General features: G+C 63.6%; 11 protein-coding genes and 1 pseudogene. 7 read left to right on the forward strand and 5 right to left on the reverse strand.

Annotated elements, in window-relative coordinates; genetic code table 11:
* Positions 1 to 550, reverse strand: a pseudogene (locus AOQ71_RS47645) (FAD-dependent monooxygenase); the annotation flags it as partial.
* 36 nt (positions 551 to 586) lie between these two features.
* Positions 587 to 1,960, reverse strand: a complete 1,374-nt coding sequence (locus tag AOQ71_RS11280) for an MFS transporter (RefSeq protein WP_057745991.1) — start codon at positions 1,958 to 1,960, stop codon at positions 587 to 589.
* Between the two features lie 132 nt (positions 1,961 to 2,092).
* Here AOQ71_RS11280 and AOQ71_RS11285 point away from each other — a divergent pair, with 132 nt between their 5' ends.
* On the forward strand, positions 2,093 to 2,989 hold the full coding sequence (locus AOQ71_RS11285) for a LysR family transcriptional regulator (protein WP_057745996.1): 897 nt from the start codon (positions 2,093 to 2,095) through the stop codon (positions 2,987 to 2,989).
* Between the two features lie 138 nt (positions 2,990 to 3,127).
* Here AOQ71_RS11285 and AOQ71_RS11290 read toward each other — a convergent pair whose 3' ends face one another.
* Positions 3,128 to 4,912 (reverse strand): methyl-accepting chemotaxis protein, encoded by a 1,785-nt coding sequence (locus AOQ71_RS11290; protein WP_057745999.1) that lies wholly within the window; start codon positions 4,910 to 4,912, stop codon positions 3,128 to 3,130.
* A 453-nt stretch (positions 4,913 to 5,365) separates the two neighbouring features.
* Between AOQ71_RS11290 and AOQ71_RS11295 the strand changes: the two genes are divergently transcribed.
* Positions 5,366 to 5,755, forward strand: coding sequence for a hypothetical protein (locus tag AOQ71_RS11295; protein ID WP_157083488.1), 390 nt, complete (start codon positions 5,366 to 5,368; stop codon positions 5,753 to 5,755).
* Between the two features lie 501 nt (positions 5,756 to 6,256).
* Complete coding sequence (locus AOQ71_RS11300; protein WP_057746005.1) at positions 6,257 to 6,841, forward strand: response regulator transcription factor; 585 nt, start codon at positions 6,257 to 6,259, stop codon at positions 6,839 to 6,841.
* A 20-nt stretch (positions 6,842 to 6,861) separates the two neighbouring features.
* On the opposite strand, the gene AOQ71_RS11305 is transcribed toward AOQ71_RS11300, so the two are convergent.
* Positions 6,862 to 7,449, reverse strand: a complete 588-nt coding sequence (locus AOQ71_RS11305; RefSeq protein ID WP_057746008.1) for a PadR family transcriptional regulator — start codon at positions 7,447 to 7,449, stop codon at positions 6,862 to 6,864.
* Between the two features lie 175 nt (positions 7,450 to 7,624).
* Between AOQ71_RS11305 and AOQ71_RS11310 the strand changes: the two genes are divergently transcribed.
* The 4 genes from AOQ71_RS11310 to AOQ71_RS11325 are packed head-to-tail and all read left to right on the forward strand — an operon-like array spanning position 7,625 to position 13,328.
* The gene (locus AOQ71_RS11310; RefSeq protein WP_057746011.1) at positions 7,625 to 8,011 is read left to right on the forward strand and encodes a nuclear transport factor 2 family protein; all 387 of its coding nucleotides are present in this window, start codon (positions 7,625 to 7,627) and stop codon (positions 8,009 to 8,011) included.
* 40 nt (positions 8,012 to 8,051) lie between these two features.
* Positions 8,052 to 9,842, forward strand: a complete 1,791-nt coding sequence (locus tag AOQ71_RS11315; RefSeq protein ID WP_057746014.1) for an acyl-CoA dehydrogenase C-terminal domain-containing protein — start codon at positions 8,052 to 8,054, stop codon at positions 9,840 to 9,842.
* 48 nt (positions 9,843 to 9,890) lie between these two features.
* Entirely contained in the window at positions 9,891 to 11,099 is a 1,209-nt protein-coding gene (locus tag AOQ71_RS11320) for an acetyl-CoA C-acetyltransferase (protein WP_057746017.1), read from the forward strand.
* Positions 11,100 to 11,117: 18 nt separating this feature from the next.
* Positions 11,118 to 13,328 (forward strand): FAD-dependent oxidoreductase, encoded by a 2,211-nt coding sequence (locus tag AOQ71_RS11325; RefSeq protein WP_057746020.1) that lies wholly within the window; start codon positions 11,118 to 11,120, stop codon positions 13,326 to 13,328.
* Positions 13,329 to 13,577: 249 nt separating this feature from the next.
* On the opposite strand, the gene gstA is transcribed toward AOQ71_RS11325, so the two are convergent.
* Complete coding sequence (gene gstA, locus AOQ71_RS11330) at positions 13,578 to 14,192, reverse strand: glutathione transferase GstA (RefSeq protein ID WP_057746023.1); 615 nt, start codon at positions 14,190 to 14,192, stop codon at positions 13,578 to 13,580.
* Positions 14,193 to 14,205: the final 13 nt, after the last annotated feature.

Consider the following 14,205-nt stretch of genomic DNA (forward strand, 5'->3'; position numbering starts at 1 on the left):
CGTCGCAGCCGATCAGATAATCGGCCGCGATGGTGATGGTCTGGTCATCATCCAGGGCCTGCGCCCGCGCCACAACGCCGTCTGCGCCCTGCTCGAAATGCGCGACCTGAACGCGATTGAGAATCCGGATTCCCGGCCGGGCCTCGGCGGCCGCGAACAGGATCGGCTCGAGATAGATCTGGTTGATCCGGTGCGGCGGCTCGGGTGTCGGCCAGTCTGTATCGGGGCCGCCGGTCGCGGTGTAGCGATCGGCGCGACAGGGAATCGGGATCCGTGTCAGCTCGCGCCCGACCACGGCGGTGCGATAGGCGCAGTCGTTCGGGAAGTCGGCCGGCAAGCCGCCTTCGCGCACCTCGCGGACGATGCCGAGGCGGCGGAACACCTCCATCGAGCGCGCGGAGACGTGGTTGCATTTGACGTTCGGTGGCTCGCCGGGCGAGCGGATTTCGGCGACGACGACGTCGATGCCGCGGGAGGCGAGATCCATGGCGGCGGTCAAGCCGACTGGCCCCGCGCCGACGATCAGGACCTGTGTCTGGATGTCTTTCATGTCATCTCTTCTTCTCTGGCGTGTTCTCGCGCTGGCTCAGGCGCGCTTCGCCACCGAAAGCTCGTCGTCCCGGGGCTGGCCGCTGACCGCGCCGCCGCGGCGCATGCTGAGCAAGGCAAGGCCAAGGATCACCAGCGCGGAGCAAAGCTGCGGCACCGCGCTGGTCTGGAACAGCGACGGGACGCTCCAATGCGCGGCGAGCATCAGTCCGCCGACGGTCACGCCGAGAATCGAGCCCAAACGGCCGATGCCGAGCGCCCAGCCGATTCCGGTGGCGCGGATATAGGTCGGATAGAGCCGCGCCGCATAGGCGTTGCAGCCGATCTGGCCGCCGATGACCGCGACGCCCGCAATGAAGACCGCCGGCACCAGGATCGGCAGCACGGCTCCGGCAAATCCGATGGTCACGATCGAGACGAAGCCGGCGACGTAGGTCAGGAACAGGACACGATGGAAGCCGAGCCGCTCGATCAGCAATCCCAGCGCGACCGTGCCGACCATCCCACCGAGCTGGAACGCGATGCCGACGGAGATCGCGGCCTCGACGTCGAGGCCGACGCCATGCGTCAGCGTCGGCAGCCAGCTGTTGAGGAAGTAGATGTCGAGCATGTTCATGAAGAACATGATCCACAACAGCAGCGTCGGCACGAGCCGCCGGTTGGCGAAGAGCTGCGGCAACAGGAATCCCTTGCCGCTTTCCTCGATGACGGCGAAGCGCGCGTCATCCGCGAACTTCGCCGACGGGTCGATCTGCCCGAGGAGTGAGCGGACGCGGCCGCTGTTGCGCTGGTCGAGCGCCAGCAGCGACAGCGATTCCGGCAGCCATACGATCAGGACCGGGCAGAGCAGCAGCGGAAGCACGCCACCGATCACGAAGATGCCCTGCCAGCCGTAGGCCGAAATCAGCCTGGCCGCGACCGAACCGCCGATCGCCGATCCCAGCGACACCGTCATGAACATCAGCATGATCAGCAGCGTCCGGCGGCGCTGCGGTGAATACTCGCCGGTCAGTGCGATCGCATTCGGCAGGACGCCACCAAGACCGAGGCCGGTCAGGAAGCGCAGCACCACGAGGTCCTGAACGCTTCCGGCCCTGCTGGTGGCCAGCGAGCCCAGCGCAAATACGATCACGCCCGCAATCACCAGCCATTTGCGACCGAAATAGTCGGCCAGCGCGCCGAACAGCAGCGAGCCGATCATCACGCCGAACAACGAGGCGCCGAACACAGGACCAAGCGCGCCGGGAGCCAGATGCAGGTCCTTGCTGAGCGCCGGCGCGACGAAGCCGAGCGCCTGGGCATCGAAGCCGTCGAGCCCGATCACGAGGGCACACAAACAGATTGCGCGGACCTGGAAGGCCGAAAGCGGACGGTCGTCGATGTAACGGCCGATGTTGATCGCCTGCGCCAAGTCTCCCTCCCCCTGTATTTCGTTTTTCCGACGATATCAGCCGCGTGGATGGCGAGCGCGGTCAGAATTATCTTGCACACCCCAACTCTTTCGATTAGCCACAAAATTCTCATAAATTCATGAGGCTAGCTTATGAATCCGACCATGCGGCAGCTCGAGGCGCTGGTCCTGGTCTATCGCCTCGGCAGCATCACCAAGGCGGCGGCCGAGCTGCGCGTGACGCAGTCGGCGATCAGCCTCCTCATCCGGCAGATCGAGGAGAACTTCCAGGTCAAGCTGTTCGATCGGACGACGCGCGCACTGCACCCGACGGCTGCGTGCAGGGAAGCAATCCCCGCGGCGGAGCGGATCCTGTCGAGTGCACGAGGCCTCGCGCAGCATATGCGCGACCTCGTCGAAGTCAGGACGGGCCGGATCGCCCTCGCAGTCTCCGCCGGTGTAGCCTCGGCCCTGCTGCCGCGCATCCTGGCCAGATTTCGGTCCTGCTATCCCGAGGTCAGGATCGATCTGTTCGATGTCGCTCCGGACGAATTGCTGCCGTTCGTCATGGCCGGCCACGCCGAGTTCGGAATCGGCAGCTTCGAGGACGATGGTACGTCGGAGGCGCGGATCGAAACGCTGATGGAAAGCCCGCTCTCGGCGATCGGCATCAGGAACGGCCGGTTCGAGAAGCGTCGGCGCCTGACCTGGGACGAACTCGCCGGCTCCGACCTGATCACCATGCGCCGCGGAACGCGGATCCGGACCCAGATCGACGAGGCCTTGGGCCAGACGGGCCAGGAGCTGAAGCCGGCCCTCGAAGTCTCGCTCATCACGACGGCCCTGGCATTGACCGCGGAGGGGGCCGGAATCAGCATCCTGCCGGCGCATATGCTGCCCAAGGCGCAGTTTCCAACCCTTGCAGCCGTTGCACTAAGCCAGCCGATCGTCAAACGGCACGTCTCGCTGCTGAGTCGGGCCGACTTCACACTCTCGCCGGCAGCGGAGCAGTTCGCCGAAATCGCCAGGCGCGCCTTGTCGACGCGATAGTGACCTGAGCGTGCTGGCGATTCAGCCTGATCATCGTCGGAAGCGCCTCTGTACCGTCGGCCTGAGCGGCATCGAGGCGCAGAGCATCTTGGTACGGCGGCGGCGCCGGTATTACCCCGATCGCCGCGCCGCCATGCGCTAGGCCGCGCGGACCTCGCTGAGGAATTGCGCGACTTCGGCTTGAAGCCTGCTGCTCTCCGCGGCCAGCGAGTTGGCGGAGGCCAGCACCTGCGATGACGCCGCGCCGGTCTGCTGCGCGCCGGCATTGACCTTGGTGATGCTGCCTGAGACCTCGCGGGTGCCGTCGGATGCCCTCTGCACATTGCGGGCGATCTCGGTGGTCGCTGCGCCCTGCTGCTCCACCGCAGCCGCGATCGTGGTGGCAATGCCGGATATCTGGGCAATGGTATCGCCGATTTGCTTGATGGCGACGACAGAATCGTTGGTCGCACTCTGAATCGACGTGATCTGGCCTCCAATCTCTCCCGTTGCCTTCGCGGTCTGGGCCGCGAGTTCCTTCACTTCCTGCGCCACGACGGCGAAGCCGCGACCCGCCTCTCCGGCCCGGGCGGCCTCGATGGTGGCGTTGAGCGCCAGCAGATTGGTCTGCTCGGCGATCGTCGTGATCAGCTTGATTACATCTCCGATCCGGTTCGCCGCCTCGGACAAAGTATTGATCCGGTCGTCGGTGGCACGGGCCTGCTCGACAGCCGCAGCTGCAATCTTGGTCGACTCCTGCATCTGCCGACTGATCTCGTGAATCGACGCGGTGAGTTCGTCCGTCGCAGATGCCACCGACTGGACGTTGGTGGAGGCATTCTCCGAAGCATCGGTCACGACGCCCGCCAGCTGCTGGGTGTGATTGGCCGTCTTGGTCAGAGTGCTGGCGGTCGCTTCCAGCTCCGATGAAGCGCTGCTGACGCTGCCGACGATCTGATGCATCGTCTGTTCAAAGCGCTTTACCAGGCTGTCGAGCAGATTGGCGCGACGGTCTTTCGCGGCATGCTCCGCCTCCTCTGCAGCCTGCAGGGTCCTGGCGCGCTTCAGCCCGTCGCGGAACTCCACCATCGACTGCGCGATGATGCCGATTTCGTCGTTGCGGTGGGTCTCCTCGATCGCCACGTCGAAGTTGCCCCCCGCCAAAGCTCGGGTCGTCGTCTCGATCTTCGACAGGCTCAGGACCACGAAACGGTACATATAGGCGCACAGCATCAGCACCGAGATCACCAAGAGCCCGATTGCGACCACCGAAGCGGTTCGCCACAAGGTCGCTCGCGACGACGCATCGTCGATGCTCGCCTGGGTTCGCTCGTCCAGCATGACGAAGAAGCGATCGATCGGCTCCATGATCTGCGACTTGTATTGATGATAGGTCTTCGAATGCAGCAGTTCGATGGCCCTCGTACGATCCGGCGCGGCGATCGGCTGGCCGTTCTTATCCTTGCCCTCGACGAGGTTCATCGCTTCGACTTCGAGATTGACGAGCCCGTCCGAATTCTTCTGCGCCTGCTCAAGCTGCTGGAATTCGGCATCGGTGAAGCCTTGCCGCTTCATCAGCTTCGATAGGGCAACAGTCTCCGAGTCAGGCCGCGGTTTCGCCGTCCCGCCGGCGACGAAGTCCCAATAGATGCGGTGATAGGCTTGCGGCCGCGGCTTGTCGCCGTTGCGGATGGCGAGAATGTCGAGATATTGAGTTTTGTAGGACGCATCGCCGGTGACCACGTAGGTCCGGCCGAGGCGGGTGAGATCATCCGAGCTCTGGCGGAGCTCGTCTGCCAAAAGGTAGGAACGGTAGCGGTTGTCATATGCCGCTGCTTCGTCCGCTGAAGCCCCGCGCGACTTTATGATCGAGATGGCTGTAGCGAAGCCGGCCAGCACAGCCACGCTGCTTAGAATAATGAATGTCGTCCTGATCGTCGGCATCGCGTCCCCCCTTGGGATTCCGTGAAAATTGGAAAAAAACTAGAAAAGTCGCGATTAATGGTGGGTAAAATTGGGGCTGCGTAGCTTTCCGGTCCCCGTGCAACAAATGTTGAGCCGTCAAAGCGTGTTCACCATTGGTCAGCGGCTGCGCTCGGTGCATTGCATGACTTTGTTCGGCTTGCTTCCCCGAAGCGGCCGTCGCGCAGCCTTGCTCATCACGGGCAGGGGACACTTGATCGGGGCTCAAATGAACTCGACTCAGGCTGCTTTATCGGTGTCTCCTTGCGACAGGAGCAGCATACAATCGCAGCGAACACCCGTACTTTCACGATGGTCGCAGGTTCAGCTTTCGTCAACCGAGTTGGAACAACGATCTCGCCGGTTTAACCATCCGAAGCGATGGCGCCCGGGGCACGCCGAGCTCTGTCTCATCCCTCCAATCCGATGTCGAAAATGAGCAATGTAACCACTTTGCAGCTCAGCAGCTATCTGTCGAGCCATCGATCGATCGCAGCCGATCTCATCGCACAGAGCGAAGAGACCAGGCAAAAGGCCGCAAAATACGCCGAGTCCTTCGCTAATCTGGAATCGATCATCGGCTCGTTGAACGGTGCCAAGCGGCATGGCTATCGCATCCGCTTTCGCGCGCTTCAGAGCGAATTGAAAGCGGCCATCGACGAGCTGACGATCTTGGAGCGGGAGCTCGTCGACATCCGCCGAGGTCTTGCGCAGCAAGCCGTTGCGACGACTGCGGCATCAGAAGCCCACCCTGCGCTTGCGAAGGTGGCCGGGCAACAGTCCAAAGGCCCTCTTGAAGACGTGGCCCAAATGGATCGGGTCTGAAAAGCGCAACCTAACGCGATGTCCTTGACCGAGCCATGCGTCTGGTTTGGATCTTCCGGCGCCCGGCGGCGTCGCGCCAGGCGCTTGGCCGGGATCAGTCGTATCAGCAACCTGCCCTGTTCTGCGATCAGCTTGCTGGCCTGGGATCGCACTATACCTAGCGGACCAACTCGGCCTGGAAGTTTTCGCGAGCCGATATTCGAGAATAGTGATCGGCGATCGGGGCGCGGCAAGCGGCTTGCCGATCGTCGAAGCGATCCCGCGGGTGGATTGTTCGAAGTGGAGAGCTCGACCTCCACCGAGTTCCTCCAATTCCTCCTCAGCCGATTAATTGAGCCGGGTCAGCCGAGCGGCTTGGCGGTTCCCGCCTAACTTTTCGAACACCTCATTCTTCCGATTCGGCCAGCGTCGAATGCGGCGATGTCTGGACTCGATATGGATCGTACGAGACGTAATTTTACGGGAATTGCTTGCCGTCACGAGCTCTCTGGACCGGTGCTCATGCTGGATGATGAACCGACGGTCTGCCAGATCGTCTCGCTCGTGCTGGGAAGCGAGGGCTTTGACGTGATCAGCTGCAGCGAGCCTGCTTCCTTCGTTAGCCTCTGCCGAGAGAAGAACCCCTCTTGCCTACTGGTCGATGTGGTTCTGCCTGAGATATCGGGCCTGGAAGTTCTCAAGGAGCTGCGAAAACATAGCTTTGAGAGGCCGATCATCATGATGTCCGGCAGGAGCGACATCGAAACGGCCGTGCAGGCGATCAAGGAAGGTGCCTTCGATTTCGTCACCAAACCGTTTCGCGGAGGCGACCTCGTTACCCGCGTGAGGGCCGCGATAAGCCCTGTGAAGCGCCAGGCCTCGCCGCCGATCTTTCATTTTCCAGGCCGACCGCCTCTCACATTGCGCGAGCGGGATGTCTTGCATGAACTCATCGGCGGAAGGTCAACCAAGGAGATCTCGCGTTGCCTCAATCTGAGCCCGCGGACGGTCGAGAGCTATCGCGCCAACCTCATGCGCAAGGTGAGTGCGAAGAACCTCGCCGAACTGGTGCGGCTTGCGATTGCAGCGGTGCGCCAGCGAACGTGAGGGGAGATCCGTCGGAGCCCTCAGCCCTTCTCCCGCTTGCCGTCCTCCAGCGGCACCACGGTGCCCTTGCCTGACATCGCCGACAACGCCTCGAGCGCCTCTTCGCAGAAATCCGCCACCATCTGCTCGTGCCGCGCGCCGAGGCGAAGCAGCAGCAGATTGCCGAGGTCGAGCCGGCCCTCCGCCGTCCCGTCAGGAAAACGCTTCTTCAGGATGCGCTCGTAATTGGCGTGCCGGTCGCGATGGTGCTCCAGCCGGTCCATCAGATCGGTGCGGATCGGCTCGATGTCGATGCTGTCGAGCGCATGCAGCCGGACCAGGAGATCGTCCTTGATCGAGGGCGGGGTGCTCGGCCGCGCGGCCCAGTGCCGCAGCGCTGTTCGGCCTTCGGGAGTGAGCGTATAGATGAGCTTGTTGGGCTTGCCCGTCTGCACGACCTCGCGGCCCTGGATGTAGCCGCGGTCGCGCAGCTTGGAGAGCTCGCGGTAGATTTGCTGGTGGTCGGCCTTCCAGAAGAAGCCGATCGAGGAATCGAACGTCTTGGCGAGCTCGTAGCCCGTCATCGGACGTTCCGTCAGGCATGCGAGGATCGCGTCGCCCAGCGCCATGTGACCTGCCTCCCTGTATCCTGAACCAACCAGCTTGACTTTATGCGCATCGGCGCATATGCGTCAATGTGCATATGAGGTGGGGGCTCCAGACCCCCGGACAAGCGACCTTGGCGCTACTGTGCATGGGGTTGTTTTCGCGTTTTTGCCAAAGCCCTTTGGGAGGCACCTGACAATGACCGGCCTCGAATCCTGGTACGCCTACATGAGGTCCCACGACACCAAGGCGTTATGGGAGCTGCTGCATCCTGACGCGGTGTTCGAAAGCCCTGTCGTGCACACCCCGCAGCGCGGGCGCGACATCACCTTCAAATACCTCGCCAGTGCCGAGAAGGTGCTCGGCGGTCCCGGCTTCAGCTATGTCGGCGAGTGGCGCAGCGCCAGCGGCGCCGTGCTCGAATTCAAGGCCATGATCGATGGCATCGAGATCAACGGCGTCGACATCATCAGCTTCGACGCCGAGGGACGCATCACCCATTTCAAGGTGATGGTGCGTCCGCTCAAGGCCATCAACATGCTGCACCGCCTGATGGCGGAGCAGCTCGCCGCTGCCCAATCCTGATTCAGCATCATCACTTTCCAAGGCCTGCCGGGAGACCACCATGCCGATCTACAAAGCCCCCGTCGAAGACGTGAACTTCCTGCTCAACGACGTTTTCCAGATCGACCGCTACGACAACCTCGCCGGCTTCTCCGATGCCTCGAGCGACGTGCGCGAGGCGATCCTGGGCGAAGCCGCCAAGCTCGCCGAAGAGGTGCTGCAGCCGCTCAACCGCGTCGGCGATCTCGAAGGCTGCAAGCGCGCTGACGATGGCAGCGTCACCACGCCGAAGGGCTTCAAGGAGGCGTTCAAGCAAGTGGCGGAAGGCGGCTGGCTCGGTCTTTCCGCGCCGACCGAATTCGGCGGCCAGGGGCTGCCGGTGACGCTCAGCCAGGCCGTCAACGAATTCCAGATCTCCGCCAACATGGCGTTCTCGATGTATGGCGGCCTCACCATGGGCGCGACCGCCGCGCTGCTGGTGCATGGTTCGCCGGAGCAGAAGCAGACCTACGTGCCGAAGATGATCGCCGGCGAGTGGACCGGCACCATGAATCTCACCGAGCCGCATTGCGGCACCGATCTCGGCATGCTCCGCACCAAGGCAGTGCGCCAGCCCGACGGCTCCTTCAAGATCACGGGCACCAAGATCTTCATCTCGGCCGGCGAGCACGATCTTGCCTCCAACATCATCCACCTCGTGCTGGCCCGCATCGAGGGCGCGCCCGCCGGCATCAAGGGCGTGTCGCTGTTCGTGGTGCCGAAATTCCTGGTGAACCCGGATGGCTCGGTCGGTGCCCGCAACGGCGTCGTCTGCGGCTCGATCGAGCACAAGATGGGCATCCACGGCAACTCGACCTGCGTGATGAACTACGACAACGCCACCGGCTGGCTGATCGGCGAAGAGAACAAGGGCATGCAGGGCATGTTCGTGATGATGAACGAGGCCCGGCTCGGCGTCGCCGTGCAGGGCCTCGCGCAGTCCGAGGTCGCCTATCAGAACGCGGCGGCCTATGCGCGCGAGCGCATCCAGGGCCGCGCGCTGTCAGGCGTGAAGGCGCCGGACAAGCCGGCCGATCCGATCATCGTGCATCCCGACGTGCGCCGCACGCTGCTCTCGATCCGCGCCTTCAACGAGGCCGCCCGCGCTTTCGTGATGTGGACCGCGCTGAAGAGCGATGTCGCTCATCGCTCGGAGGATCCGAAGGACCGCCAGGCCGCCGACGATCACATGGGGCTGATGACGCCGGTGCTGAAGGGCTTCCTCACCGACTACGGCTTCGCCAATGCGGTGCAGGCGCAGCAGATGTATGGCGGCCACGGCTACATCGCCGAGCAGGGCATGGAGCAGTTCGTGCGCGATGCGCGCATCGCCATGATCTATGAAGGCGCCAACGGCATCCAGGCGCTCGATCTCGTCGGCCGCAAGCTACCGCGCGACGGCGGCCGCGCCATCATGGCCTTCTTCGGCGAGGTCATGGCCTTCGCCAAGGAGAACGGCGGCGACGAGGCGATGAAGCCCTTCATCACCCCGCTCTCGACCTCGCTCGGCCATCTGCAGCAGGCCACCACCTGGCTGATGCAGAACGCGATGATGAAGCCTGATAACGCGGGAGCCGCCGCAACCGACTATTTGCATCTCTTCGGCTTCGTCGCGCTCGGCTACATGTGGGCGAAGATGGCGAAGGTCACGCTGGCCAAGATTGCCGAGGGCGGCGCGACGCCTTATCTCTCGACCAAGCTCGTCACCGGCCGCTTCTTCATGGAGCGGATGCTGCCGGAGACCGCGGCCAATCTCGCGCGCATCCAGTCCGGCTGCGCCACCATCATGGAATTGCCGGCGGAAGCGTTCTGAGTCGGCTTCCGCATCATCAAAATTCGAACAACAGATCAGGAGGGCGTCATGCCTGAGGCATTCATCTACGATCACGTTCGCACCCCCCGCGGCCGCGGCAAGCCGGACGGCGCGCTGCACGAAGTCACCGCGCTGGCGCTCGCCACGGTGCCGCTGAAGGCGCTCAAGGACCGCAACAATTTGCCGGAAGATTCCGTCGACGACGTCGTGCTCGGCGTGGTCGATCCGGTCGGCGAAGCCGGCTCCGACATCGCGCGCTTTGCCGCGCTGAAAGCCGGCCTCGGCGAAGCCGTGCCCGGCGTGCAGATCAGCCGCTTCTGCGCCTCCGGCTTGGACGCCGTGAACTTCGCGGCCGCGCAGGTGATGAGCGGCCAGCATGAGCTGGTGATCGGTGGCGGCGCTGAATCGATGAGCCGCGTCGGCATCGGCGCCTCCGGCGGCGCTTGGCCGATGGATCCCTCGATGGCCGTGCCGGCCTATTTCATGCCGCAGGGCGTCTCGGCCGATCTCATCGCGACGAAGTACGGCTTCTCGCGCGACGACGTCGATGCCTACGCCGTGCAGAGCCAGCAACGCGCGGCCAAGGCCTGGGACGAGGGCCGCTTCAACAAGTCGGTGGTGCCGGTGAAGGACATCAATGGCCTCACCATCCTCGCCAAGGACGAGCATATGCGTCCTTCGACGACCATGCAGTCGCTGGCGCAGCTGCAGCCGTCGTTCACGATGATGGCGCAGATGGGCGGCTTTGACGGTGTCGCGATTCAGTCGCACCCGGAGATCGAGCGCGTCAATTACGTGCACCATGCCGGCAATTCCTCGGGCATCGTCGATGGCGCCGGCGCCGTGCTGGTCGGCAGCAAGGAGGCGGGCGCCAAGTACGGCCTGAAGCCGCGCGCCAAAATTCGCGCCTTCGCGAACATCGGCTCCGAGCCTGCGATGATGCTGACCGGTCCGGTCGACGTCACCGAAAAGCTGTTCGCGCGCTCCGGCATGAAGAAGTCGGACGTCGATCTGTTCGAGCTCAACGAGGCTTTCGCCTCGGTGGTGCTGCGCTACATCCAGGCCTTCGACATCGACAACGCCAAGATCAATGTCAACGGCGGCGCGATCGCGCTCGGCCATCCGTTAGGGGCCACCGGCGCGATGATCCTCGGCACCGTGCTCGACGAGCTCGAGCGCACCAACAAGTCCACCGCCCTGGTCACGCTGTGCATCGGCGGCGGCATGGGCACGGCGACCATCATCGAGCGCGTCTAAGGGGTAGGAGCAACCAACATGGCTTACAAGAATTTCAGGGTTGAAACCGACGCGGACGGCATTGCGCTCGTCACCTGGGACATTCCGGGCCGCTCGATGAACGTGCTCGACGAGACCTCCACCAATGAGTTGGAGGCGATCGTCAAGGCGACCACCACGGATGCCGCCGTGAAGGGCGTCGTCATCACTTCCGCCAAGGAAGCGTTCTGCGCCGGCGCCGACCTCTCCATGCTCGAAGGCATGAACCAGGCCTACGCAAAAGTCCTCAAGGAGCAGGGCGAGACCGCGGCGAACGAGATGCTGTTCGACCAGAGCCGTCGGTTCTCGCAGGTGCTGCGCGGAATCGAAACGTCAGGCAAGCCCTGGGCGGCGGCGATCAACGGCCTCGCGCTCGGCGGCGGTTTCGAGATCACGCTGTGCTGCCACTATCGCGTGGCTGCGGAGAATCCCAAGACGCGCCTCGGCCTGCCCGAGGTCAAGGTCGGCCTGTTCCCCGGCGCCGGCGGTACGCAGCGCGTGCCGCGGCTGGTGCCGCCGCAGGACGCCATGACGATCCTGCTCAAGGGCGATCCCGTTACCATCGACAGGGCGAAGCAGCTCAACCTCATTCATGCCATCGTCCCCGCCGCCGATCTCATCAAGGCCGCGAAGGACTGGATCAAGGGCGGCGGCAAGCCCGTCGCGCCCTGGGACGAGAAGGGCTTCAAGCTGCCCGGCGGCCCGGTGTTCTCCAAGGCCGGCATGATGATGTTCCCGGCCGGCAACGCGATCTATCGCCGCGAGACCTACGACAACTATCCGGCCGCGCGCGCCATCATGAGCTGCGTCTATGAAGGCCTGCAGCTGCCGATCGACGCGGCGCTTCGCGTCGAGTCGCGCTATTTCACCTCGGTGCTGCGCTCCAAGGAAGCGGCCGCGATGATCCGCAGCCTGTTCCTGTCGATGCAGGAGCTCAACAAGGGTGCGCGCCGTCCGAAGGACGTAGCCCCGACCAAGGTGAAGAAGATCGCCGTCATCGGCGCCGGCTTCATGGGCGCGAGCGTCGGCTACGTCTCGGCCCGCGCCGGGCTCGACGTCGTCCTGATCGATCGCGACCAGGAGAGTGCCGACAAGGGCAAGGCCCATGCCCAGAAGGTCATCGAGGACCAGATCAAGAAGGGCCGCGCCAAGCCTGATGATGCCGAGAAGCTGCTCGCGCGCATCACGCCGACGGCGGACTACGCGGCCCTGAAGGACGTCGATCTGGTCATCGAGGCCGTGTTCGAGGACCGCAAGGTCAAGGCCGACACCTTTGCCAAGGCGCAGGAATATCTCAAGCCTGACGTGATCTTTGCCTCGAACACCTCGACCCTGCCGATCACGTCCCTGGCCGAGAACTTCAAGGACCAGGGCAAATTCGTCGGCATTCACTTCTTCTCGCCGGTCGAGAAGATGATGCTGGTCGAGATCATCAAGGGCAAGAACACCGGCGATCTCGCGCTCGCGACCGCGCTCGACTATGTCCGCCAGATCGGCAAGACGCCGATCGTCGTGAACGATTCCAGAGGCTTCTTCGCCAACCGTTGCGTCGGCCGCTACGTCGCCGAGGGCAACGAGATGTTCCTGGAAGGCGTGCCGCCGGCGATGATCGAGAACTGCGCCAAGATGGCCGGCATGCCGGTCGGTCCCCTCTCGCTCTCGGACGAGGTCGCGCTCGATCTCGGCCTCAAGATCATGAAGGCCACCGAAGCCGATCTCGGCCCCAACGCCATCAACCCCGACCAGAAGAAGCTGATGGTCGAGATGGTCGAGAAGCAGGGCCGCCTCGGCCGCAAGAACAAGAAGGGCTTCTATGACTATCCCGAGGGCAAGGGTCAGAAGAGCCTGTGGCCGGGTCTCTCCGCGCTGCAGCCGAAGCAGCTCGATCCTGACACGCTCGACGTCGAGGAATTGAAGCAACGCTTCCTGGTGGTGCAGGCGGTCGAGGCCGCGCGCACCGTCGAGGATCACGTCATCACCGATCCGCGCGAAGCCGATGTCGGCTCGATCCTCGGCTTCGGCTTCGCACCGTTCACCGGCGGCACGCTGTCCTATATCGACTTCATGGGCACGAAGAAGTTCGTCGAGCTCTGCCACAAGCTCGAGGCGAAATACGGCTCGCGCTTCACGCCGCCCAAGCTGCTCGAGGAGATGGCGGCGAAGGGCGAGACCTTCTATGGCCGTTTCGCGCCGAAGAAGGCGGCTGCTTAAGGCACTCGTAGCCCGGATGGAGCGCAGCGAAATCCGGGAAGAGTTTGTCAGTCGCGAAAGCCCTCCCGGATTGCGCTTCGCTCCATCCGGGCTACGCGGCTGTCATCCCGGAGAAGCGCGCCCAAAGCTACGAACATTTGGGGTAATGGGTCCTGGCCTTCGCCAGGACGACGTTTGGATGGATCGCAGCAAACCGAGAAAGGCCGGATCGTCGATCCGGCCTTTCGCGTGTTCGCATCCTGTGCGGGCTCACTTCGCCTGCGCCAGCCCTTCCTTGGTCAGCGCTTCCTGCACCTTCGGCCGCGCGGCGACGCGGGCCTTGTAGGCGGAGAGGTTCGGCATTGCCGAGAGGTCGAACTTCATCCGGTCGGCCCAGGTCAGCATGGTGAAGAGATAGCCGTCGGCGACCGAGAACTGCTTGCCCATCAGGTAGTCCTTGCCGGCGAGCTGGCTGTCGATGTGCTTCAGCTTGCCCATGACACGGTCCTTGAAGAAGGCCTTGGCGTCGTCGTTCAGCGCCGGCGCGAACATCGGGCCGAAGCTCTTGTGCACCTCCGAGGTGAGGAAGTTCAGCCATTCGAGCAGCTTGTAGCGTTCGGAGCTGTCGCGCGCGGGCGCCAGCGCCTTGGCCGGAACCTTGTCGGCGATCATCTGGACAATGACCGGGCCTTCGGTCACGATCTCACCGTTATCGAGGCCCAGCGCGGGGACCTGACCCTTGGGATTGACCTTCAGATAGTCGTCACCGTTCTCGAGCTTCTTGGCCCGGATATCGACCTTGACCAGCTCATAGGGCAGGTCGGCCTCCAGAAGCGCGATATGGGGCGACAGCGAGCAGGCGCCGGGCGCGTAATACAGTTTCATGGAATTTCCTCCT

It is taken from the genome of Bradyrhizobium manausense (assembly GCF_001440035.1).
Lineage (GTDB): Bacteria > Pseudomonadota > Alphaproteobacteria > Rhizobiales > Xanthobacteraceae > Bradyrhizobium > Bradyrhizobium manausense.